At 64.3% G+C, this 19096-nt stretch carries 29 protein-coding genes and 1 tRNA gene; all 30 read right to left on the bottom strand.

Annotated elements, in window-relative coordinates; genetic code table 11:
* Window positions 1–2 precede the first annotated feature (2 nt).
* The 30 genes from ACZYRS_RS11055 to ACZYRS_RS10910 all read right to left on the bottom strand — a co-directional run bounded on the left by ACZYRS_RS11055 (window position 3) and on the right by ACZYRS_RS10910 (window position 19065).
* Window positions 3–650 (bottom strand): phage tail protein, encoded by a 648-nt coding sequence (locus tag ACZYRS_RS11055; protein WP_463419292.1) that lies wholly within the window; start codon window positions 648–650, stop codon window positions 3–5.
* Window positions 651–759: 109 nt separating this feature from the next.
* Window positions 760–1116 (bottom strand): tail completion protein gp17, encoded by a 357-nt coding sequence (gene gp17 / locus ACZYRS_RS11050; RefSeq protein WP_463419291.1) that lies wholly within the window; start codon window positions 1114–1116, stop codon window positions 760–762.
* Window positions 1113–1592 carry an HK97-gp10 family putative phage morphogenesis protein gene (locus ACZYRS_RS11045; RefSeq protein WP_463419290.1) on the bottom strand — a complete coding sequence of 160 codons (480 nt, stop codon included), beginning with the start codon at window positions 1590–1592 and terminating at the stop codon, window positions 1113–1115. Before ACZYRS_RS11045 ends, gp17 begins: the two co-directional genes overlap by 4 nt.
* Entirely contained in the window at window positions 1585–1914 is a 330-nt protein-coding gene (locus ACZYRS_RS11040) for a phage head closure protein (protein ID WP_463419289.1), read from the bottom strand. Before ACZYRS_RS11040 ends, ACZYRS_RS11045 begins: the two co-directional genes overlap by 8 nt.
* On the bottom strand, window positions 1914–2390 hold the full coding sequence (locus ACZYRS_RS11035; protein ID WP_463419288.1) for a head-tail connector protein: 477 nt from the start codon (window positions 2388–2390) through the stop codon (window positions 1914–1916). Before ACZYRS_RS11035 ends, ACZYRS_RS11040 begins: the two co-directional genes overlap by 1 nt.
* 19 nt (window positions 2391–2409) lie before the next feature.
* Complete coding sequence (locus ACZYRS_RS11030) at window positions 2410–3021, bottom strand: hypothetical protein (protein ID WP_463419287.1); 612 nt, start codon at window positions 3019–3021, stop codon at window positions 2410–2412.
* Window positions 3022–3045: 24 nt separating this feature from the next.
* Window positions 3046–3474, bottom strand: a complete 429-nt coding sequence (locus tag ACZYRS_RS11025) for a HeH/LEM domain-containing protein (protein WP_463419286.1) — start codon at window positions 3472–3474, stop codon at window positions 3046–3048.
* A gap of 64 nt (window positions 3475–3538) precedes the next feature.
* Entirely contained in the window at window positions 3539–4729 is a 1191-nt protein-coding gene (locus ACZYRS_RS11020; RefSeq protein WP_463419285.1) for a phage major capsid protein, read from the bottom strand.
* Between the two features lie 20 nt (window positions 4730–4749).
* Complete coding sequence (locus ACZYRS_RS11015) at window positions 4750–5568, bottom strand: head maturation protease, ClpP-related (RefSeq protein WP_463419284.1); 819 nt, start codon at window positions 5566–5568, stop codon at window positions 4750–4752.
* Between the two features lie 54 nt (window positions 5569–5622).
* On the bottom strand, window positions 5623–6903 hold the full coding sequence (locus ACZYRS_RS11010; RefSeq protein ID WP_463419283.1) for a phage portal protein: 1281 nt from the start codon (window positions 6901–6903) through the stop codon (window positions 5623–5625).
* Window positions 6900–8612 (bottom strand): terminase large subunit, encoded by a 1713-nt coding sequence (locus ACZYRS_RS11005; protein WP_463419282.1) that lies wholly within the window; start codon window positions 8610–8612, stop codon window positions 6900–6902. Before ACZYRS_RS11005 ends, ACZYRS_RS11010 begins: the two co-directional genes overlap by 4 nt.
* 2 nt (window positions 8613–8614) lie before the next feature.
* Window positions 8615–8770, bottom strand: coding sequence for a hypothetical protein (locus ACZYRS_RS11000; RefSeq protein ID WP_463419281.1), 156 nt, complete (start codon window positions 8768–8770; stop codon window positions 8615–8617).
* Window positions 8771–9179: 409 nt separating this feature from the next.
* Complete coding sequence (locus ACZYRS_RS10995) at window positions 9180–9500, bottom strand: HNH endonuclease (protein ID WP_463419280.1); 321 nt, start codon at window positions 9498–9500, stop codon at window positions 9180–9182.
* A gap of 214 nt (window positions 9501–9714) precedes the next feature.
* On the bottom strand, window positions 9715–9876 hold the full coding sequence (locus ACZYRS_RS10990; protein WP_463419279.1) for a hypothetical protein: 162 nt from the start codon (window positions 9874–9876) through the stop codon (window positions 9715–9717).
* 5 nt (window positions 9877–9881) lie between these two features.
* Window positions 9882–10253 (bottom strand): hypothetical protein, encoded by a 372-nt coding sequence (locus ACZYRS_RS10985; protein ID WP_463419278.1) that lies wholly within the window; start codon window positions 10251–10253, stop codon window positions 9882–9884.
* A gap of 15 nt (window positions 10254–10268) precedes the next feature.
* Window positions 10269–10625, bottom strand: a complete 357-nt coding sequence (locus tag ACZYRS_RS10980; protein ID WP_463419277.1) for a hypothetical protein — start codon at window positions 10623–10625, stop codon at window positions 10269–10271.
* Between the two features lie 73 nt (window positions 10626–10698).
* Window positions 10699–10775, bottom strand: a tRNA-Met gene (locus ACZYRS_RS10975).
* 294 nt (window positions 10776–11069) lie between these two features.
* Entirely contained in the window at window positions 11070–11771 is a 702-nt protein-coding gene (locus tag ACZYRS_RS10970) for a hypothetical protein (RefSeq protein WP_463419276.1), read from the bottom strand.
* Window positions 11761–11964, bottom strand: a complete 204-nt coding sequence (locus ACZYRS_RS10965) for a hypothetical protein (protein ID WP_463419275.1) — start codon at window positions 11962–11964, stop codon at window positions 11761–11763. The genes ACZYRS_RS10970 and ACZYRS_RS10965 overlap by 11 nt, the downstream gene beginning before the upstream one ends.
* A gap of 5 nt (window positions 11965–11969) precedes the next feature.
* Window positions 11970–12440, bottom strand: a complete 471-nt coding sequence (locus ACZYRS_RS10960) for a hypothetical protein (protein ID WP_463419274.1) — start codon at window positions 12438–12440, stop codon at window positions 11970–11972.
* On the bottom strand, window positions 12437–12685 hold the full coding sequence (locus tag ACZYRS_RS10955; protein WP_463419273.1) for a hypothetical protein: 249 nt from the start codon (window positions 12683–12685) through the stop codon (window positions 12437–12439). Before ACZYRS_RS10955 ends, ACZYRS_RS10960 begins: the two co-directional genes overlap by 4 nt.
* A 444-nt stretch (window positions 12686–13129) precedes the next feature.
* Window positions 13130–13468, bottom strand: a complete 339-nt coding sequence (locus ACZYRS_RS10950) for a DUF1064 domain-containing protein (protein WP_463419272.1) — start codon at window positions 13466–13468, stop codon at window positions 13130–13132.
* Window positions 13469–13481: 13 nt separating this feature from the next.
* Complete coding sequence (locus ACZYRS_RS10945; protein WP_463419271.1) at window positions 13482–13799, bottom strand: hypothetical protein; 318 nt, start codon at window positions 13797–13799, stop codon at window positions 13482–13484.
* A 3-nt stretch (window positions 13800–13802) separates the two neighbouring features.
* Complete coding sequence (locus ACZYRS_RS10940) at window positions 13803–14414, bottom strand: hypothetical protein (RefSeq protein WP_463419270.1); 612 nt, start codon at window positions 14412–14414, stop codon at window positions 13803–13805.
* Window positions 14411–15775, bottom strand: a complete 1365-nt coding sequence (locus ACZYRS_RS10935) for a replicative DNA helicase (RefSeq protein WP_463419269.1) — start codon at window positions 15773–15775, stop codon at window positions 14411–14413. The genes ACZYRS_RS10940 and ACZYRS_RS10935 overlap by 4 nt, the downstream gene beginning before the upstream one ends.
* Window positions 15762–16598, bottom strand: coding sequence for a hypothetical protein (locus ACZYRS_RS10930; RefSeq protein WP_463419268.1), 837 nt, complete (start codon window positions 16596–16598; stop codon window positions 15762–15764). The genes ACZYRS_RS10935 and ACZYRS_RS10930 overlap by 14 nt, the downstream gene beginning before the upstream one ends.
* A 28-nt stretch (window positions 16599–16626) precedes the next feature.
* A complete protein-coding gene (locus ACZYRS_RS10925) occupies window positions 16627–17475 on the bottom strand; it encodes a hypothetical protein (protein ID WP_463419267.1) in 849 nt (282 codons plus the stop codon).
* 35 nt (window positions 17476–17510) lie between these two features.
* Complete coding sequence (locus tag ACZYRS_RS10920) at window positions 17511–17879, bottom strand: hypothetical protein (protein ID WP_463419266.1); 369 nt, start codon at window positions 17877–17879, stop codon at window positions 17511–17513.
* Window positions 17864–18583: a DNA-methyltransferase gene (locus tag ACZYRS_RS10915; RefSeq protein ID WP_463419265.1), complete on the bottom strand. Its 720-nt coding sequence runs from the start codon at window positions 18581–18583 to the stop codon at window positions 17864–17866. Before ACZYRS_RS10915 ends, ACZYRS_RS10920 begins: the two co-directional genes overlap by 16 nt.
* On the bottom strand, window positions 18583–19065 hold the full coding sequence (locus ACZYRS_RS10910; RefSeq protein WP_463419264.1) for a phage regulatory CII family protein: 483 nt from the start codon (window positions 19063–19065) through the stop codon (window positions 18583–18585). Before ACZYRS_RS10910 ends, ACZYRS_RS10915 begins: the two co-directional genes overlap by 1 nt.
* Between the last annotated feature and the right edge of the window lie 31 nt (window positions 19066–19096).

Below are 19096 nucleotides of genomic sequence, written 5' to 3'. Positions count from 1 at the left end.
GTTCAGGCGGCGTAGCGAATGAAGCGGCCTTGGCTGCGGAAGGTCGCGGTCACCGTCATGATCTGGTTCGCGTCCAGTTTCGGCTCGGGGTCGAAGCCGACATTCACGTTGTAGAAGATGAAGCCGCCGGCGGGCAGCGCCGCGCGCAGGATGCGGTTCTTTCCGTCCTGGTCCGCGGCGAGCAGCACAGCGTTCCAGGGTTGCGACACGTCATCCGCGAGTGTGAGCGTGAGCACCTTGGCCTTCTTGAAGGTGTTCTTGCTGCGCTCGATGCCGTCTTCGAGGTACGTCCATTCGACCGATTGCTGCTCGCCACCGGACGAGGCGTTGCCCATCACCTGCGAGATCGCCGTCCAGGTCAGCACCTTGCGCACCGAACCCAGGCCAGCGCCCACCGGATAGCGGGCAACGTCCGTGGTGTCGAAGCCTTCCATGTTGAAGGTGCCTGCGGTCTGGCCGATCACGCGCGTGGGGCGATCGTTGATGCCAGGCCAGCCGCTGGTGTTTTCGAGCACGTCACCGTTCAGCAGGCCGTGCGCAGCCGCGGTCGCAACCGGCGGCGCAGCGTTCGTCAGCGCGGTGTACGGGATGGGAGGCCCGTAGGTCGTGGCAAGCGAGAAGATCGTGCCATTGGGGAGAGATGCAGACATGGTGCTGGCCTTTCAGGGGAATCCCGCCTTCGCGGGTGGTTGCAGAGCCCGGAGCGGGCGAAAAAAAGCCCGCTCGAGGCGGGCCGGGAGGAAACTGGTTGCGCGGGGTCTATCGGTCGGACCAGACGCTGAAGTCCTGGCGCGAGCCCCGCAACTTGGTGACGCTGTCGCGGTCAGCGATGGGGCCGCCGACCAACTGGACTTGGAATGCAGGCGTGAGCAACATGGCGTTTTCGATCTGCAGGCCGATGGCGGCCGCTTCTTTGCGCGTCTCGGCCCACACCGCGACCTGAAAGCGGCCGTTCTTCTTCGAAGGCAAGGCGCGTTCGACGAACTGGGTCGAGGTGCCGCCCACCTGCTGATAGACGATGTACGGCGTCACCGCGCCGTCGTCCGCCACATCGGGGAAAGCCCCGCCGGCGGCGAGCGGCGAAAGCAGCGCGTGCAGATCAGCTTCGATGGTCATAGAGCTTTTCCAACCTGCTCGACAAGGTGAGCGCGGGCGACTTCGAGGGCGAACTCCACGCGCGCGGCGTAGGCCGGCCGGATGAATGGATGCGCAGGTGCGCGGCTGGTGCCGAACTCCACCATGAAGCCGTAGGGCACCTTCTGGTGGTTCCATGCGATGTGATACGTGGCCCGAGACTTGCCGCTGTGATCCTTCGAATAGACCTGGTAGATCGCGTCGCGCAACGCGCCTGGCTCGAAGTAGTAGCGAACGCCCGAAGACTTGCTGTTCTTGCCGTAGAAGTAATGCGGCTCGGCGGACTGCGGCACGCGGATGCGCGCCTCGAAATAGAGCTCTTCGGCGCCGGCCTGGGCCGCCGGCCGAACGGACTCTTGCGTCGCCTGCAGGATGCCGTCCAGCCATGCATCGGCGGCCGCAGTGTCGAAGCCGATTGCGAAGGCGCTGCCGCCCGGGTTGCCGCGGCCGTTAGCCATTGTTGGCGCCGGTCTCGCAGACCAGGTCGATGAACTGGCGGTTCTGCTTGTTGGGCACCACGGCCTTGATGTCGTAGATGCGGCCTTCGTCGTCAACCACGCGCATGTTCGCCAGCACATCGGTGCGCCGGCGAATGCGGATGCTGGCCTTGAGCACGCTCACGGTGGTATCGGCGCGGGCCATTTCGAGCCCCGACAGAAAGCGGATGTCGGCCCACACTGAATCCAGCACCGGCCATCCCGGGACCAACTGCCCGAGCTCGTCCTTCACCGTGCCGGCCTGCTGGATACTGATCCAGTCCTTGAGCGTGCCCGCGCGCATCAGACGCCGAGCCCCACACGGAAAGGAAACAGCAGCTGCTGCGAGCCGAAGGGGAGCGCGCTGACAGTCACTCCGACGACCACATCTTCGCGGCTTTCGAACAGATGTCCCATGGTCAGCAGGATGGCTGCCTCGATCTGCGGATTGAGCACGATGCCGCCGTAGGTTTCGGTCGCTGCGGTCTGTGCGTCACGGTAGACGCGCAGTGCGTGGCCTTCGGCGGCGCAGCGGGCGACGCTGTCCTCGATGTCGCCGGCAGCCGTCAGCGCGGCCTGGTAGGCAGTGCCGGCGGCGACAAGCGCGGCGGGCACTGCAGTGATCGCTGCGTCCATCGCGCCCTGATCGGCAAAGACGCGGCGATTGAGAAATTGGGCGGCCGCACCCTCCGCCGCATTGAGATACGGCGAGACCTGTTCGTCGGGGTAGGCAGCACCTACACGCAGATGCGCTTTTGCGGTGGAGAGGTCGATCAGCACGTCTTGCTCCAACTGGCTATCAGGTGCCCGTCACCACGTAGCTGTTTGCCGCCGAGCCCCGCCCGACGATCCAGATCAACGGGTTGGTGGCCGCCGCGCGCGTCAGGGTGGTCCCGGCGCCATTGATCAGCGCCGTGCCGGAGCGGGCGATGCTGGTCGTGCCGCTGGCCAGCACCGAGCAACTGAAGCCGGCCGGCAGCGCTTCGGGCACGGTCAGCGTGAGCGTCGCGGTGCATTCCAGCGTCTTGCCGTTGTCTGCGGCGGTGAGTGCGCGAGAAGTCGCGACTTGGATGGGTGCTGCCGACAGAGGGCCGCCGCCAGATGGCTTGATCTGCTCGACAGTGTTTACCGTCACTTGGACCGGGATGGAGGCGGCGTTCGTGCTGGCCTTGCGCAGCAACACCGCGGTGCCAGCCAGATCGATCGCCAGGCGCACGCCCTCGTTGCGGTCCAGCCGGGTCCACGCGCCTGCGCCGACCTTGTACTCGACCGGGCCGCCGAAGCTGCCCAGTGCGAGATCGATGCTCGAACTAGGCCCGACGGCGAGCGCCTGGCCCGCGCCGCCGGCGGCAGCCGTTACCTGCACGAGCGAGGGCGTGCTGTTGATGTCCGCTTCGAGGGGTTGCGCCATGGAGATCTTCCTTCGGGAGTCGGGTTACTGGGCTACCGCGCCGTCGAGCAGCGCGGCCAGGGCCGGCTTCTTCGCGCCATCGGGAATGGGAATCCCCTTGCTCTCCAGCGCTGCCTTGAGTTCCGTCACCGTCAGGTTGTCGGACGGCTTCGCGGCGCGTGCCACGACCAGTTCGCGAACCTTCGTTTCGTCAGCGTCGGTGAACAGTTCTCCGAAGTGGGAGCGCATCGCGCCCACCACATATTCGGGGTCGGTGTTCTCGCCGGGAAGTCCGCCCAGCGCTGCGTCGAGGTCGCTTCGGGTCAACGCCGGCTTGGCCACGGCTTCGGGTTGGTTACCGCCTTCCTTCACCTTCTCGGCGGAGCCGTTGTCGATGAAGAATTGCCCGCGGCTGCTGTCCATCAGCGCGGTGGTGCCGGCGCGGGGATCGGGTGCCTTGAACTTGATGAGCATGTTGTTCTCCTTGAAACAGAGAAGCCCGGCGAACCGGGCTTCTCGATTGCGGGATTGCCGACGATCAGGCGACGTTGCCGAAGTCGCCGTAGATGAACGCCTCGGGGCGGTACACGGCGAGTGCCAGGCGCTCTTCGGCCAGGATCGTCACCATGTTCTTCACGAAGTCGTCTTCGTTTTCGGTGGCGACTTCCACGCGGGCGAGCCAGCGGTCGAAGACCTGGGCGCCGAGGCGGAAAGCACCGGTCAGGAACTTGTCCACCGCGATCGCCTGCGTCTCCACCACCGGCAGATTCCACAGGGTGGCGCCGATGCTGCCCTGCGGGTTGCCGATGATGTAGCGGCCGGTCGTGTCCTTCAGCAGCTCGATGCGCGCCCAGTCGATGGGGTTCATGACGTGACCGCTGGCGGGGTACTCGGCGAGGAACGCCTGCAGCATCGCCAGACGGATGTTGTCGATGTTCGTCTCGGTGCCCGCCGGATCGAACGGGGCTGCGAAGGCCGTCGCCTGCGGGATGATGCCCAGCAGGTTCTGGCCGGTGCCGTCACCATTCAGCAGTTGCCCTTCTTCCTTGAAAGCCAGGCCGTAGCGCAGGCGGCCATCGATCATGCTGGCCAGCTGCGAGGCATCGTCCAGGATCTGGCGCGAAGCCTTGACGAAGTGGGCGATGACCTTCGGCCCCGTGGTCACCAGGTCGTACTTCAGGGTGGACTCGGGCTTTTTCGCGCCTTCGGCCACGGGCGCCGCGTTGTTCGTGAAGCCCGTTTCCTTGACGTACTCGAGCGCGTTGGTGTCCATCGTGCCCGGCGTGATGAGGTCACGCACGGTCATGCGACGCTCGGGAGGAGCGATTACGCCGGGGAGGCGCGTCGGGCGCACCAGATCGCCAGCCGAGCCGTCGGCGTCGGTCGTCAGGCTGGTGATCGCAGCGTGGATCGGCATGTCGACGCGACCACGGGGCGTGGTCTGCGAGGCGAAGGCCTTGAACTGCTCGCTGCGAACGAACTTCTGGCCGAAGGACTCGTGCTGCACGTCGCCGCCGGCGCCGTTGGCTTCGAGTTTGGCGAGGGCTTGCTGCGTGGCCGTCAGGCTGTTCTGCAGTTCGCCGTGCTTCATGAGCATGCCGTCGACCTTGGCCACGACTTCGTCGCTCTGCTTCGCGTTCTTCACGAACGCCTCGGCTTGGGCCTTGATCTGGTCGCTGACCTGCTTCAGGCTGTTGTTGATGGTTTCGACATCTTTTTCGATGGACATGATTTACCTTTCGGGTGAGATCAATTTGCGGACAGGAGGGATGCAGCCAAGACGGCCGCGTTGCTGAAGGAATCGGGCTTGAGCTCGACTCGTCCGGTGGGATCGCCCTCACCGCCGCCAACGGGATCACCCACGCTGGACTTGAATTCGCTGATGAGGCGCACGGCCTCGGATTTGGGAAGGCCAGCCGCGCGCAGTGCCGCTTCGACGCGGCGCACGGCAGACGCGCTTGCCTTCGCATCGCCCTTTCCGACCTGGTCGGACGCAAGCAATTCGTCGGCAAAACCTTGCTCGACGGAGGCGGTGCCGCCGATCCAGGACTCGGCATCGAGCAGCTTGGTGACCGCCTTCGTTTCCATGCCCGTGCGAGCGCTGTAGATGTCGGCCATCGCCATATCGAACGGCTCCAGCCAGTCGGCGATCTCGCGGAAGTCGAGCCGGTTCCCGGCGGCCACCACCCACGAGTTGTGGACCATGAAGAAAGCTGAGCGCGCGATCTGCACCTTGTCGCCGGCCATTGCCACAATCGATCCTGCGGAAGCGGCCAGGCCGAGCACTTTTACGATGACCTCGCCCTTGTGCTCGCGCAGCAGGTTGTAGATCGCCAGCCCTTCGAACATGTCACCGCCCGGGCTGTTCAGATTCACGGTCACATCGCCCGGCCCCATGCTTCGGAGTGCGCCCGCCACCCGACGAGCAGTGACGCCTTCTCCAGTCCAAGGGTCGTAGCCGATGGGTTCATAGATGCTGATCGAGCGCTCGTCCGCTTGCTCAGCGTCGGAGGCCCGTAGGCTGGGATTCCATCGCTCCATCGCGCGCGGCAAGATCTCGCTGCGCACGCCGCTACTCGGGCGCCCCGACGGGATGCCCGGAAGATTTCGCAAGCTCATGATTTAGCCTTTCTCGGGCTCGTTTGCCAGGCCGAGGAAGGCCCGAATTGATGCGCGCGCTTGTTGCGCGTCATTGGTGGTTTGCCCCAAGGCATCCAGGGTTGTCATGGCCGACTGCACAGTCAGCACCGCGGCATTGCCGCCCATCGGTTCGCGGTCTTCGAGCTCGCGCACTTCGTCGCGGGTCAGGATGCCGTTGTTCACCATAGCGCCGTAGAACGAGGCGCGGCCGGCGCTGTCCGCGCGCAGCAGGCCTTCGACGGCGAACTTCGGATAGAACCGTGCGCGCTCCGCAGGCGTCAGCAGGTCCTTGCTGATGGCCTGCTCGATGCGTCGCAGCCAGGGGCCCAGCGTGAACGTCAGGAAGCCGATCATTTGCTGCTCGATGCCGGTTCCCCAACTGCTCGATTTCTCGGTGTGGCCGACCATCCAGGGCGGCACGCGGAACCAGCGGCAGATCGACTCCACAGAGAAGCCGCGCGACTCCAGAAGCTGCGCATCCGATGGCTTGATGCCGAGCGTTCCAGCGTCCATGCCACCTTCAAGCAGAGGCGCTTCGCCACGCTCGATGGAGCCGGACAAATTCTTCTTGAACTCCGCCCGCTGATCGGGCTTGAGGAAGTTCGCCATCTTGTAATAGATGGTCTGCAGCAGGCCGTTCTTGAAGGTCTGCGCAGCCGCCTTGTCCGCGGCGATGGCCGAGCCGAACACCTTGGCGCCGTAGCTGATGACAGACACGCCATTGATGCCGTCGAGCGTGAAGCCGGGGATCGTCCAGATGCGAGCCTCGGGGATCTCGCGCATCTCGCCGTTTGCCCGCGGGTACTGCCAGCGCTTGCGGCCGTTCTGGTCGCGGTTGCAGATCAGCTTGTTCGGGTCCAGGAATGACAGGCCGACCAACTGCGGGCCCACGTAGAGCTTTTCGGCCCGGCCGGCGCCGCGCAGCAGCATCGCCGCAACCATGGCTTCCCAGAAAATCGAAGCCGTAGAGTCCGCGTTCGGTTGGTCGTGGATCACGAAGTGCAGCCCATGCTGCGGCGCCAGGCGCTTGCCCTTGGTCGTCCGCTCGAACATGGACAAGGGCAGCGTAGCGATCGTCTCGGAGATCAGGCGCACGCAGCTCCAGGCCGCATCCAGTTGCATCACGGACTTGGGCGTCACTTCCACGCCAGCCTCGGTCGCCATCGAACGGTCGATGTACAGATCCTTGTCGCGGAGCGAGAAAGATCGCACGAACCCGTCGATCGCAGCGCGCACGCGCGTCAATGCGCCGGTCTTCTTCATGCGCGACCGCCCTTCACGGGGCTGCTCAGCCAATCATCCATAGAGCCCATCCCCTCGGGGTTCAGCGACATCAGGGTCACTGCGTTGAAAACCGCCATGAGCGGGTCGATTTTTGCGGTGCCGGACGCCTGCTTCGTGATCACGATCGCGTTGCTGCGGAGCTCCACTCGCGCATTGCTCACACACCAGGCCATCAGTTCTTGGTCGCCGTGCAGCAGAGCGCCTTCGGCCAGCTTTCGCTCGGTTGTCTTGATGGCGCCATTGAGCTTCCACCCCTGGCTGATGCCGATGATCTTTTCCTGCGGTACTTCCGCCTCGATCAGTGCATCCAGGATGGCGCCGAGCCCCGCCGGATCGCAGCCCACCTTGTCCAACAGGCCAGACGCCTCGCAGCGGGCCACGATGTCGGCCACCTCGATCACGTCATCGCCCATGTCACGCACCAGCGTGAGATCGCCCTGCTCGGCGAAGTCCTGCAGACGCGGTGCAATCTCTTTGCGGCGCTCCAGCACCGACGGATGAGCCCATGCATGCGTCCAGATCAACCACTTGCGCGTGATCTTGTGGCGCCCAATGACGCACAGCCCGAGCAAGTCGTCCAAGCCTCCGCCATCGATGCCGACATCCAGCACTTCGGACCACTCGAGCAGGTAGTCGAGCGTGACGGGTTGCGCAGCCTTCGCTGCCTTCCAGAAATCGGCGCCGGCCCAGCGGTCGGACCGCAGGTTCATGCCGATTTCGATGTTCAGATGCTTCGCCAGAAACTTCTGGAAAGAGCCATCCGTCTTCGCCGCGTACTTGCGCAGCTCGCTCTCCAGCCACTCCGCATTGACCGAGCGCCCGAGGTTCGGGTTCGTAACGTAGAAGTTCTTCGGGTCGGTGTAGCTCTTCGCCTCGATGATCGAGGCGGGGAACTCGTAAAGGACGCCAAGCGATTTGCGGTCGACGATCTTGCCGTCGCGCACGTCGCGGTAGTAGCCCAGCTTCTCCTTGAACACGCCGGCCGGCGGCTCTTCGCTCTGCGTCGAAAGGTAGATCACCCACCCTTCATCGCGCGACGCTTGGCCGCCCGTGGCCTCCATGAACATCCCAACCGCGTTGGGCTTCTTGCCGAACAGCCAATGCTCATCCACCAGCACGCGACCGGACTTCTTGCCTGAAACCGTGTCGGTGTCGGCGGCCACCACTTTCAGCGATGCGCGCGTCACGCGGTGCGTGATCGTGCGGATGTGGTCCTGAACGTGGAACAGGGCTGCGAGCTCTTCGTCGGCCCGGACCATGCCGGCCGCCGGCTTGAAACTGTTGTCGGCGACCTCTTTCGTTGGCGCCAGGATCAGGTGCTCTTCCTCGTTGCGCCAGCACAGGATGACCGCGGTCAGCATGATGCCGGCGGCGATGGTGGACTTCGTGTTCTTCTTGCTGATCAGCAGGAAGAACTCGCGGATCAGTTGATTGCCAGTCTCGGCGTCGTAGGCGCCGAAGATGGCGGCCACAAAGTCGAAGACCCACTGTTCGCTGCACTCGCCGAAGGTTGGATACCGGTAGGCCTCGGTCACCGGGTCGTAGACCTTGGCCAGGTCGACCACCTGCAACTGCTTGAAGATCCGCAGCGCCTGCTCGGCCTGGTCGGGGAAGATCGGCGGTGGGATGATCGATTCGCCCGCGATCAGCCGGCGCTCCCAGTCCGGACAGGCCGTCGTCCACTCCATCGTCAGACCTTCTTACCGCCGGCCGCAACCAGTTTCGGCGGCGCCGCTTGGGAAAAGCGTCCAGCCACGCGCTTTGCGGCGGCGTCTTTCTCTTCCTTCTTCCCGCCCTCGCCTTTCTTGGCATGGCAGTACGGCGCGGCGAGTGAAGCGGCCTGCATGCGGCGAGTCCGTTCTTCGGTGTCGTCCCGCATCACCTCCAACAGGTACTCGAGAGGGGTCAACGCCGACAGGTCAGCCGGAGGCGGCGGCTCTGGCGGCCGAACCTGCCCGAACGGCCACGATTCATCCGTTTTGAAGCCGTCTTTGTCGACCTTCGGGGCCTTTTCAGCCTTCGGTTTCGAGGGCTTTCGCCCTGCTCCTGGTCGGGCTCCGCCCCTCGGCATATTTGATTCCTTTGATAAAAACTATTGAATTCGGCCCCTTGCGGAATTCATACAGCCCGGTTTTTTCTCCGCGTGAGGAACCGGGTGGTTTCCGGCACTTCGGGGCCGGGGACTTTTGACCCACCCCTCCCCCTTGGCGGCCCCGCCGTCGCATCAGGAGGGCCGTGGGCGCACGATCCAAACCTCAGAAGCCTCGCGCCCTTGCCTTCGCTTGCGCGTCCGTCTTGGCCTTGTGGCACGGGACATCGCACAGGGGTTGCAGGTTGTCGTCGTCATTGGTGCCGCCGTCGGCCAGCTCGACGATGTGGTCGATCTGGTCTCGGTTGGACACCCAGACCGCGCCGCACTTGGCGCAGCGGTAGTCGTAGCGCTGGGCTACCCGTTCACGCTTGGCCATCCATGCCCGTCCGCGCTCACGCTCGACGGTGCTGGCCTTGGTCTGCAGCACGGGGGTGCGGGTCAGGCTGGGCGCCGTGAGCCTGGGCTTGAGGGTTGCGAGGCTCATGCTGCCTCAGCATCCACAGCCGTTGCCAACTCGCCAACGATCTTGCGGACCCACTCGACCGTGAACGGTACGCGCTTGGGGTCTGTCTCGCGCTGCTCTACCAAGCGGTCGAGGGCGAACCTCATTCGGTCAACAGCCCAATCCACGCTGCCTTCAGGGTAGACACCGCTCGGCCAACCGGGGTGTTCAACGCGAAGCGATTCAGGCTGCGCCATCACATTGCCACGTAGGGCTGGACACCTCGCGCAATCACGCGCTCGACGATGTCCATCAGCGGCAGCACGCCGGTGCGCTGAAAGCGGCTGCCCACCATGTCGATGTAGCGCTCGACCCAGGGCGCCACCTTGACGCCGACGTTTACAGTGAAAGACGGCATAGACCTTAGGTCGGGTTGATGCGAGACAGCGCCAACACCTCGGCGTCCGGCTGGTCTTTGGTGATCACGCCTGCCCACTTCGCGCGGTAAGCCCGCACATCGGCCAAGTCACGCATCGCCTGCTGTTGTCGCATCGCCTTGCGCACCTGCTCCACGATCTCGACCGATGCGATGTCGCCGACCGTGAAGGTGTGCATCACCTTGCCCACATGAACCAGGGCTGCACCGCATTGGTCAGGCTTGGATGCCGGATCAACGCCCATCACGTATCCACCGCAGGCATAGGCTGGTGCGTTCGCCTTGGTCTTGTCCGCACTGAGTTCGGCCTTGCAGCCACCAGCGGTGGGCAGTGCGGCGATGGTGGTCAGTCCGTTCATGATGATTCCAATGTTTCACGCGAAACGCGTCAGCGCCTCGGCGCCGCGCGCACGCTTTTCAGCAGCGTTCGCTTCGAGGATGGCGGCGTCGAGCATTACATCCATGTCGGCACGCGCCACCAGTTCAAGCCTCATGCCTGACCCGAGCACGATGACCGTCGCACCCTTCAGTGCATTGGTCGCCATGGTTCCAAGTCGTTCGGCAGTTGCCGCATCGACGACGAAGTCGCACTGCAGCACAAACACATCGCCCGCCTTCGGTTGAACATGTTGCATGTCACCAATGAAGCGGATCTCTGCGGCCGGCGGTGGTGCGCTGGGCGCGGGCGCATTGGCATCGGGCAACACGCCGTGGATATAGGGCTTGTTCATGTTGCACCTCACAAATAAAAGAGCCCGCACGAAGCGGGCAAGGATCGCTTTTTTCGACGATCGAGGAGACAACTGGATGCGGCAGTGGGCTTCGATCCCACGACTTCCAGGGTATGGGCCTGGCGCTCTACCTGACTGAGCTACACCGCAGAAATGGTGGCTGTGACGGGATTCGAACCCGCGGGCGATTCGGTATAGGCCACATGCGCCACCTCCTCGCTCTTGCATGCATCACCCTTAGACCAACCCGTTGATCGCCATCACGCGGATACCGGGCACCTCAGGCACACAACCAAAAGAAAAGCCGCCTCAGTAGGCGGCTTGATATTCAGGAGACACCCCTCCCATCGATTTATCCCGGCAATGCACTAAGCGAGTCGGGCGATGGGCTGAGAGTCGCCGCGCGAGAGGGGAAAGCTCCCTCTGCCATCGGCGGTGGCAATTCTAATCGCGTCCCATCGAGTTGCGCAAGAAGGCATGAATGTTGCCGCGTGCCGAGCCCCGGCACTCGTTCATCCAGCCCAGCAAGCGCCTACCGGTTCCTTCAAAGGGGATCGCCGCTTCGCCGCTGCCGCGGCATGGGCGGCATACGTGGTTGCTCTGCCGATTGCTGCCAGGGATCAGCTGCCACTTCGTGCCATAGCAGGTAGTGCAGCGGGGGCTGAGCCACCACCGAATGACCTCGATGACCACCTCTTGCGCCTTCTCTGGCTCGACGCCCCACGTCTGCACCACCTTGGCAATCACGTCGCGCAGGGCGGCGAAGCCCGTCAGCTTGCCCAACATCTGGCGCATCTCGCGCATGTACCAGGCGTGCGCGTAGGCCTTGGCGATGGCGTCCACAGCAGCGCCGGGGCGGAGCGTGCCGACATCGATCCCCAGTTCCTTGGCCATCGGCGCAATCTGCAGCATCGTGACGGAGGCGGCCATGCGCTTGATGGCATCGGGCGCCATCGGCTTCGGCTTGGCCACCTTGTCGTATTCCGTGTGCAGACGCATCAAGTCGGTGCCAATGCGCGCATCGTTCCATCCGGCGGCAATGATGGCGTCGGCTTCGCTACGACGGTCGAGATCCACGCGAAGATTCGAACTCGACACGGCCGAGCTGTACTGCTCCTCAGCGTTGGGCTTTTCTTCATTGAGCATGCGATGCCTCCTTCTCGATCTGGATTGCGATCTGCTGCGCGGTTTCGCTGGCCTCCAGCGTCTTGCCGTCGAAGGTCTTCACATAGCAGCGGATGCCATGCCACTGCGAAGAGGTCGCGGCCTCCGCCACGGAGGCGATGGCCGCGAGCGCCAGATAGGTTGTCTGGCCGTTGTTGTTGGTGATCTTGATCATGGGTCTCAGCCCTTCAGAAGTTGCTGCAGTTGGCGGAACTTCTCGGTGTCCTTGGCGGCGGACTGCACCTGCTCGGCAGCATCCAGTGCCGCGGCGTCGATCTCGTCGGCGGCCTGGCGCAGAAGCCGCGCAGCATCAGCAAGGCGCGAGAGCGGGTCTTTCTTGTCCGTCGCTACAACAGTGATCGGTCGGGTGGGCAATACGGCCATGGTGGTGTCTTCCTCTGGTTGTGGTGTTGGTGTCTTGCCGATCACGCGGATGAACTGGCCCCGCGTGGGTTCCTTGATGAGTCCGCGGCCCCGCAGGCTGTCCAGGCAGCCATCGAGCACGGTGCGATCGGCACCCGAGCCCCGGCGGCGGATCTCGATGGCGATCTGGTCTTTCGACCAGGGCGACTGCGCCGGCACGGCGTCGAGCACCTTCTTCGCCATGCCGTTGAGGCCGCTTTCGATGCGGTTGATCTTTGCCTCGTTCATGCTGCAGGCTCCGCGGCAACCCAGATCGGCGGCATCGTGTTGCCCGTGATGCCGATCGCCACCGTACCGCCAGCGTTCAGCCGGGCCAGCTCCTCGGCGTCGGGGCGCCAGAAGGAGACGACATGCGGAACACCTTCGTAGACAGCATCCGTGATGGCGAGAGCACCGCAGGGCAGTGCCGCCTGGTCCCAGCCTTTCGGCGCACCAAGCACGCGATTGTTCGATGGGTGTTGTGTTGGGCGCATGCTCTTCCTAGTCCGAGCTGCCGCACGAAGAGCCGCTATCGCTCGAACTGCTGTCCGAATCGCTAGACGACGAGCCGCTGTCCCATGAACTGGATGCGCCACCGCCGCCGAAGTCGCCGCCGCCGCCGCTCGAGAACGATGGTGCCGCGCAAGGCGCACTCACCTGAGCGTCGGATGCGCGCATGCTGAGGGCTCCCACCAGCATCAAGGTCGAGAGACTATCGTCGGGCGCAGGGGCCGGGCTTTCGGCCATGCGTGCCGAGGGTGGATAGTTCGGCCGCAGTGCCGGCCTCGGCATCGTCGGTACGCGCGAAGCCGCGCGAGGCGCACTCCGCCGCGCTGACATCGGTGTCGACGCCGAGGGCAGAGGCGACAGGGGCGCCCAGGGCTTTACCACTGGTTTGCGCTGGAAGAGTTTCTTCAGCCAGATCATTGATGTCTCCTTCAGGTGGTGATGCGCACGTCGATGCCGTGCAAGTGCTTCATGAGGTGGCGCTTGATAACGAACGCCTCCTTCTTGGCGGTCGCTACGCTCTTCACGTCTTCGACGATCCGAGCCCCGTTCTCGAAATATTCGAAGTCGGCGAAGTAGCGCAGCGCTGGCTTCGTGCGGGCGGCGCCATCGAACTTGAGCGCTGGAGCGAGTTCGAACGAGACCTGGCGGCGCAAGCCGGTGATGCGGCCGGCACGCTCCAGGAGGCGCAGGTCCATCCAGCGATCAGCCTCGCGCTGGCTATCGAAGGTGATGTCGCCGACCTTGGTTTTCTTGTTCCCGTACTTCACAGCTGGCCGCCTTTCAGTAGGAAACAGGCTGTCCAGTGCTGTCCTGCAGCGCTGGCGTAGGGATAGGGACAGGCCTCGTTTCGCGTGAAACAATCTCGCGCTGCGCGATTTGCTTCACGCTCGATTCGCTGCTTTGCCGAGTCGGCGAGTGGCTTTCCAGATAGTGGATCCTGGCCTCCACCGTCGACTTGGGTGCAAGCACAATCCGCTCGCAGGTCGACTCCGCGCTGATGAAGTGCCATTTCGGCTGGTGCGAGCACAGGCCGTACCCGAACTTCGCCATCTCTCTCGCGTCCTTCGGGCTCCACTTGGAGCAGTCGATGCACTTCATCATTCATCCTCCGAGCCCCTGAAATAGCGACCCCGTGGCTCGGTGAGCCGTTGGGTGCCCCACGCGGTACTTGCTGACGATCGTGCGGCTGTAGCCCAGGCGGGCCGCAATGGCGAGCCCCGTCTCAGGTGACAGCAGGATCTCGCGGACGTGCTCCGGCTTCACGGTGGTGCGCTTCAATGCAATGCGCCGATTCGCCAGGACGCGCTTGGTCTGTTTCTTGTAGCGCCCGGACTTAGCCGTGAAGCGCCCCAGCTCGACACCGGTGCCGCAACTCACATGCGCAGGGTTGACGCACATTTCGTTCAGGCACGTCGTGTAAGCGATGTGGCCGTCTTCGATCGGCTTGCCGGTCGCCATCTGCCAGACTGCGCGACGGCCGGCTTGCGCTTCCATCACCGGGTCCATTGCCTGCAACAGAGCCGCCTTGATGCGCCGGTCCGGATTCTTTTCTTCGAAGGCGCCTTGCAATGCCAATGCAAGCCGCGTCTCGGTCGCAGCCAGGTCAGGGGCATATATCCGCGGGATGCCCGAAGACAAAGCCCCAGTCCACGACCAGCACCCCGTCTCTTCCTCGATCTCGCAGCGCGCGCGAACTTCATTCAGCGTTCTCATGCTTCCTCCGTGTAGTGCCGCGATGGCGGCTTCTTGAATGTGAGCGGCTCGGTCGATTCGCCCCAGATCTGAACGTCGCCTTCGAAGTTCAGCGCGAAGTCACCCGTGCGCCCTTGGCGGTTCTTCGGAACGTCACAGCACAGCAGGCGGCTGCCGTCCAGTCGCTCGGTGTTCTTGCTGAGCAGCAGCACCACGTCGGCGTCTTCTTCGATGGCGCCGGACTCCTTGAGGTCGCTGAGTTGCGGCCGGCCGCTCGTGCGTTTCTCGACCTCGCGGCTCAACTGGCTGAGCAGCAGAATCGTGATGCCCAGTTGCTTGGACAGGCTCTTCGTGCCGCGGCTGATTTCTTCGATCTGGTGGTGGCGGTTGTCCGTGGTCTTCGTCGCCGAGCACAGCTGCAGGTAGTCGACTACGAGCAGCTTGATGTTGTGCTGGCGCTTCAGCATCCGCGCCTTCGCCGCGATGTCCATGAGGCTCAGAGCGGGCTGATCGTCGAAGTGGAGTGGCATGGAGCGCATGTTTTCCATGGCTTCCGTCACGCGCTCCCACTCGTGGTCCTGCAGCTTTCCTGTGATGAGGCGCCCGAGGTCGATGCGGCCGACGTTCGCCACCGCGCGCTGCACGAGCTCTGCGTTCGTCATCTCCTGCGACAGGAACGCGGCGGCGTGGCCATCGCGCGCAAGGTTGATGCACAGCTGCTCCGCGAGCGAGGACTTACCGATCGAGGGGCGTGCCGCCAGGATGATCTGTTTCCCAGGCATCAGGCCGCCGCCCAACATCCGGTCGAGCGTCGGGATGCGTGTGGGGATGCCCGGGTCCACCCGGCCCTCGGAAAGGTCGCTCAGGTGGTCGAGGAACCCGACCAGCATGTCCTGCACTGGCACAGGCATCGAGCGGCGGCGATGAACCTGCAGTTCCTGCAGCCTAGCCTGCGCCTTGTCGAGACGCTCGGCAACCGGGCTGCCGGCCGTCACGGCGATCTCACGCACGTCATCGGCCGCCGCCATCAAGCCGCGCATCAGTGCTCGCTCGGCGACGATCTCCGCATGGCGCCGCACGGCGTGCACAGTGCTCACCGATTGGGCGATCTCATGCAGAGCCACCAGGTCGATTCCGTCGCCCTGCCCGGCCGTCTGCAGGTGCTCGTGCACCGTGATGATGTCCACAGGCTTGCAGGACAGAACCAACGAGCCGATGGCGTTGTAGATCCGGCGGTTGTGGTCGGCGAAGAACTGCTCAGGGGTCAGGATGTCGCCCACCCGATCCCAGCAGCCAGCGTCGAGCAGCAAGGCGCCCAGCACGCCGGCCTCTGCTTCCGCCGACCACGGCACGGCGTCTTCCGGCAGATCACGCGGGTGCATGTTCGACCTCCCGTTCCGCGATGCGCGCGAGTCGCGCGTCGAGCACGCGGCGCTGCTGCAGGCCATCGGAGGACCATGTGGCCTCTCCTCCTTCCGGGTTCACGAACCAGAGGCCGTACCACCGATCCTTGACGCTGTTCGCGAACGCTGCGGCCCAGTCGGCGTACCGCTTCGGCTTGACCTTGGAGCCCTCTTCCGGGATGTGTCGGTCCTTGAAAACCAGCCAGGCAACCTGCCGCATCTCGTCGGTGATGCCAGCGTCCGTGCAGTAGGTCCGAATCGAATGCTCCACCGGAACCGGCTTGCGGTCTTCGGCCTTGCATTGGTCGAGGTATTCGGTCAGCGTGATTTCAGGCTTTGGAGACGCAGGCGCCTTGCGCGCCTTTCCCCCTGAACGCAGTGAAGGGGAATTCTTCTCTTTCTCTTCTCTTTCTCTAGCTCCGTAATCCGTCCCGTTTTGTCCGCCGGAATTCTGCGAGTTGTCCGCATCGGGTGCGGACATGTTGCGGCTATTGGCCTTTCGCTGTGCGTCCGAAGCACGACGCTTTGCGGATGCGCCGTTGTGCTCAGTGAAGTTTTCGAGGAAGACGCCGCCGTCTTTTTCGGACAACCAGCCGATGGCGACCAGTGCATCACCGAGCCCCGGAATGCCTGTCTTGCGGTCGATTTGCTTGAGCGTGAGCCCGGGCATGATGCCGTTCTCGGTGTGTTGGTCCGCGGTGGCCCAGAGCCAATACAAGCCCCCGATCACCGCCGCTTCGCTGCTGTCCGTCGCGTCGACGAGCGAGCCCACCCGTGGGTCATCCCACAGGTTGCCGCGCATCTTGATCCAGTCTCCAGCCATATCGACCTCAGGCCGCGGCCGGCGATTCGAGGCGCGCAGCGATGTCGGCGTGAGGCGTGCCCGTGAGATGGGACAGCATGGCCACGAGCGGCCCCATGTCGCCGGCCGCGAGGTTGCCCTTGATCCACTCGGCGCCATCGGCCACCAGGTCGCGCTGGGGCGTCAGCGTGGCTGCGGTGATCTTCTTCTTGCCCTTCGCCTGTGCGGCTGCGAACTTCTGCTCGAGCACGTCAGCGGTGCCGGCGCCATGCTTCTTCAGCAGGCGGATCGCGTTGGTGCCGCTGACCTTCTTCTCTTCGACCATCTGAAGCACTCGGCGGCTCGCGCCCGCCAGCACCAGCCAATTGGCGATCTGGGCCTTCTCCTTCACCAGGCGCTTGGCGATCTCGTCCACGTCGCAGCCGTAGCCGATCAGGCGCTTGCACAGCACGGCCCACGCCTGGGGCGTCAGCTCCTTGCCCGATGCGCTGGTCGCCATGCTCACAGCCAAGTCCACCATGCTGGTGCCGGCCGGGGCCACGGTCACAGGCAGGAACTCGATTGGCACGTCCTCGGCGATCAATTCCAGAACTGCCGTGAGGCGGTGCTCGCCGTCCGTCAGGTTGATGATGGGATCGTCTCCCTCCTCCTTGGACACGTAGCCTGCGAGCGGCTTGTCCTTGCTGTAGCCGTTGACCCTGATCGATTCCTTCAGGGCATCAACGTGCTCGCGGTCGATGGGGCGGATGTTGTAGCCGGCGATCACGCGGATGTTCCCGACGGGGACCATCCAGAGGTCGGCCGACCGGGCGCCGGCGGCGCGCATGGCGGCCTTGACGTTGCCCGGGGTCAGTTCAATCTCGGTTGTTGCATTCACGATGTGTCTTCCTCTGGTTATGGTGGTTTCGCAACTCAGGCGGTCGCGGTCTTCGGGCCGGGCGCGTAGAGCTTCCCGCCGGCACTGCCATGCCCACGCGCGCGCGGGATGTAGCGCACGACATGGATCAGCTCGCGGCGGAGCGCCATGGCGTAGATCGGGCCGAACGCGCGCTGGTCCGGCGGCTTGATGCCGGCCTTCACCGCAGCCAGGGTCACGCTCTCTCCTGGCACCTCCCCGTGCTCGCGGATGTACTTCACGATGAAGTCGAAGGCCTGCTGGCTGAAGGACGGGTTGTCGGCCTCTGCGCGATCGATGCTGCGCAGGCCCGCCTCGAGCCCCACAGCACGCGCTTGCGCAATAGATTGACGATTAACCGGGTTAACGCTCAATTGATTGCGCATGGCGCCTCCAAGTCGAGTTGTTGGGGTTGTGCGGCGGGCGGCGCGAACAGCTGGCCCTGATTCGCGGCCTGCTCTATGCGGCGGCAGGCGATGTCGAAATACTTGGGCTCGCGCTCGATGCCGATGAAGCTGCAACCGAGCTGCATCGCCGCAACGCCTGTGGTGCCGCTGCCCATGAACGGGTCGAGCACGACTTGCGGACGGCCGATCCGGTCGATGCACCACGCCATCAAGGCGACGGGCTTCTGGGTCGGATGCGCGGCCTGGCGCCCGTCGTTCTCGGCGATGCGGGACGGCGGAGGGAACGACTTGCGGAACGCATAGACGCCGTGCCCCCCCTTCTGCCATCCGAGCTCGGCATCCGAGAGGAACGTGCCGAAGAGGTGGTCGTCCTTCTTCAGCCACACGAGCGTCGTGCCAACGGGAAGGCGCTGGGCGTAGTGGTTTGCACCCCAGACGATGACCTTCGGGAAGGCCAGCCACGGCGCCGGATCGAATGGCTGCGCGTCCTGGTGGATTGCACCCCAGTCGTCACGACCCTGACCGCGCTCACATTCGCCACCGCTGAAGCGCTTGCTGTCGGTGTCCCAGGCCATGCCATACGGTGGGTCGGTGACGACCGCATCCACCTTGCCGAGCCCCGGTAGGACTTCCATGCAGTCGCCCAGGTACAGCGTGGCGTTGCCAATGGTCTCGACGCGCATCACGCCACCTCGCGCAGTTGCGGCTTGCAGGCCTCGTGCATTGCCGCCAGGGTCGAGCGCACGCGCTGGGCGCAGCCGATCAGTTCGGCGAGTTCACGGTCCACGTCGCGCAGTTCGTTGGCGGTGACCTTCCCGTCTTCTGTCGCCTTGGCCGAGACCGCAACGAACTGCGCAAACTCGATAGCGGCGGCCGAAAGGTCCTGCAGCGTGGCGCCGCCGGTGCGGTACATGCCCGGCAGCGGCAGCACCATCGCGCCGCAGTTCGCCGCGAAGGCGTTCAGGATCTGCAGCGGGTCGGCGACGTTCTGCTCGATCGCGTATTGCGTCAGTAGCTCGGCGTCCTGCAGGCCGAACTTGTAGGCGTCGGAGCCGGCAAGTTCGTGGCGCACCGTGCTGTCGGACTTGCCGAACAGCGTGGCCACCGCCTCGATACCACCCTGGAAGCGCCGCGCGAGGTGGCGGGCCGCGTTGATCAAGTTCATAGCAGCGTGTCTCCTTCTTGGCTATGCATGG

The organism is Variovorax sp. AC194 (assembly GCF_979257995.1).
The sequence above is the reverse complement of the archived record's forward strand: the minus strand, read 5'-3'. Positions and strand labels throughout refer to the sequence as shown.

Bases quoted from the DNA above. Each gene is read 5' to 3' on its own strand.
- ACZYRS_RS11055 (WP_463419292.1), bottom strand. From the start codon at position 650: ATGTCTGCATCTCTCCCCAATGGCACGATCTTCTCGCTTGCCACGACC.
- gp17 (WP_463419291.1), bottom strand. From the start codon at position 1,116: ATGACCATCGAAGCTGATCTGCACGCGCTGCTTTCGCCGCTCGCCGCC.
- ACZYRS_RS11045 (WP_463419290.1), bottom strand. From the start codon at position 1,592: ATGGCTAACGGCCGCGGCAACCCGGGCGGCAGCGCCTTCGCAATCGGC.
- ACZYRS_RS11040 (WP_463419289.1), bottom strand. From the start codon at position 1,914: ATGCGCGCGGGCACGCTCAAGGACTGGATCAGTATCCAGCAGGCCGGC.
- ACZYRS_RS11030 (WP_463419287.1), bottom strand. From the start codon at position 3,021: ATGGCGCAACCCCTCGAAGCGGACATCAACAGCACGCCCTCGCTCGTG.
- ACZYRS_RS11025 (WP_463419286.1), bottom strand. From the start codon at position 3,474: ATGCTCATCAAGTTCAAGGCACCCGATCCCCGCGCCGGCACCACCGCG.
- ACZYRS_RS11020 (WP_463419285.1), bottom strand. From the start codon at position 4,729: ATGTCCATCGAAAAAGATGTCGAAACCATCAACAACAGCCTGAAGCAG.
- ACZYRS_RS11010 (WP_463419283.1), bottom strand. From the start codon at position 6,903: ATGAAGAAGACCGGCGCATTGACGCGCGTGCGCGCTGCGATCGACGGG.
- ACZYRS_RS11005 (WP_463419282.1), bottom strand. From the start codon at position 8,612: ATGGAGTGGACGACGGCCTGTCCGGACTGGGAGCGCCGGCTGATCGCG.
- ACZYRS_RS11000 (WP_463419281.1), bottom strand. From the start codon at position 8,770: ATGCAGGCCGCTTCACTCGCCGCGCCGTACTGCCATGCCAAGAAAGGC.
- ACZYRS_RS10995 (WP_463419280.1), bottom strand. From the start codon at position 9,500: ATGAGCCTCGCAACCCTCAAGCCCAGGCTCACGGCGCCCAGCCTGACC.
- ACZYRS_RS10990 (WP_463419279.1), bottom strand. From the start codon at position 9,876: ATGCCGTCTTTCACTGTAAACGTCGGCGTCAAGGTGGCGCCCTGGGTC.
- ACZYRS_RS10985 (WP_463419278.1), bottom strand. From the start codon at position 10,253: ATGAACGGACTGACCACCATCGCCGCACTGCCCACCGCTGGTGGCTGC.
- ACZYRS_RS10980 (WP_463419277.1), bottom strand. From the start codon at position 10,625: ATGAACAAGCCCTATATCCACGGCGTGTTGCCCGATGCCAATGCGCCC.
- ACZYRS_RS10970 (WP_463419276.1), bottom strand. From the start codon at position 11,771: ATGCTCAATGAAGAAAAGCCCAACGCTGAGGAGCAGTACAGCTCGGCC.
- ACZYRS_RS10965 (WP_463419275.1), bottom strand. From the start codon at position 11,964: ATGATCAAGATCACCAACAACAACGGCCAGACAACCTATCTGGCGCTC.
- ACZYRS_RS10960 (WP_463419274.1), bottom strand. From the start codon at position 12,440: ATGAACGAGGCAAAGATCAACCGCATCGAAAGCGGCCTCAACGGCATG.
- ACZYRS_RS10955 (WP_463419273.1), bottom strand. From the start codon at position 12,685: ATGCGCCCAACACAACACCCATCGAACAATCGCGTGCTTGGTGCGCCG.
- ACZYRS_RS10945 (WP_463419271.1), bottom strand. From the start codon at position 13,799: ATGAAGTGCATCGACTGCTCCAAGTGGAGCCCGAAGGACGCGAGAGAG.
- ACZYRS_RS10940 (WP_463419270.1), bottom strand. From the start codon at position 14,414: ATGAGAACGCTGAATGAAGTTCGCGCGCGCTGCGAGATCGAGGAAGAG.
- ACZYRS_RS10935 (WP_463419269.1), bottom strand. From the start codon at position 15,775: ATGCACCCGCGTGATCTGCCGGAAGACGCCGTGCCGTGGTCGGCGGAA.
- ACZYRS_RS10930 (WP_463419268.1), bottom strand. From the start codon at position 16,598: ATGCGCGGCAACCTGTGGGATGACCCACGGGTGGGCTCGCTCGTCGAC.
- ACZYRS_RS10920 (WP_463419266.1), bottom strand. From the start codon at position 17,879: ATGCGCAATCAATTGAGCGTTAACCCGGTTAATCGTCAATCTATTGCG.
- ACZYRS_RS10915 (WP_463419265.1), bottom strand. From the start codon at position 18,583: ATGCGCGTCGAGACCATTGGCAACGCCACGCTGTACCTGGGCGACTGC.
- ACZYRS_RS10910 (WP_463419264.1), bottom strand. From the start codon at position 19,065: ATGAACTTGATCAACGCGGCCCGCCACCTCGCGCGGCGCTTCCAGGGT.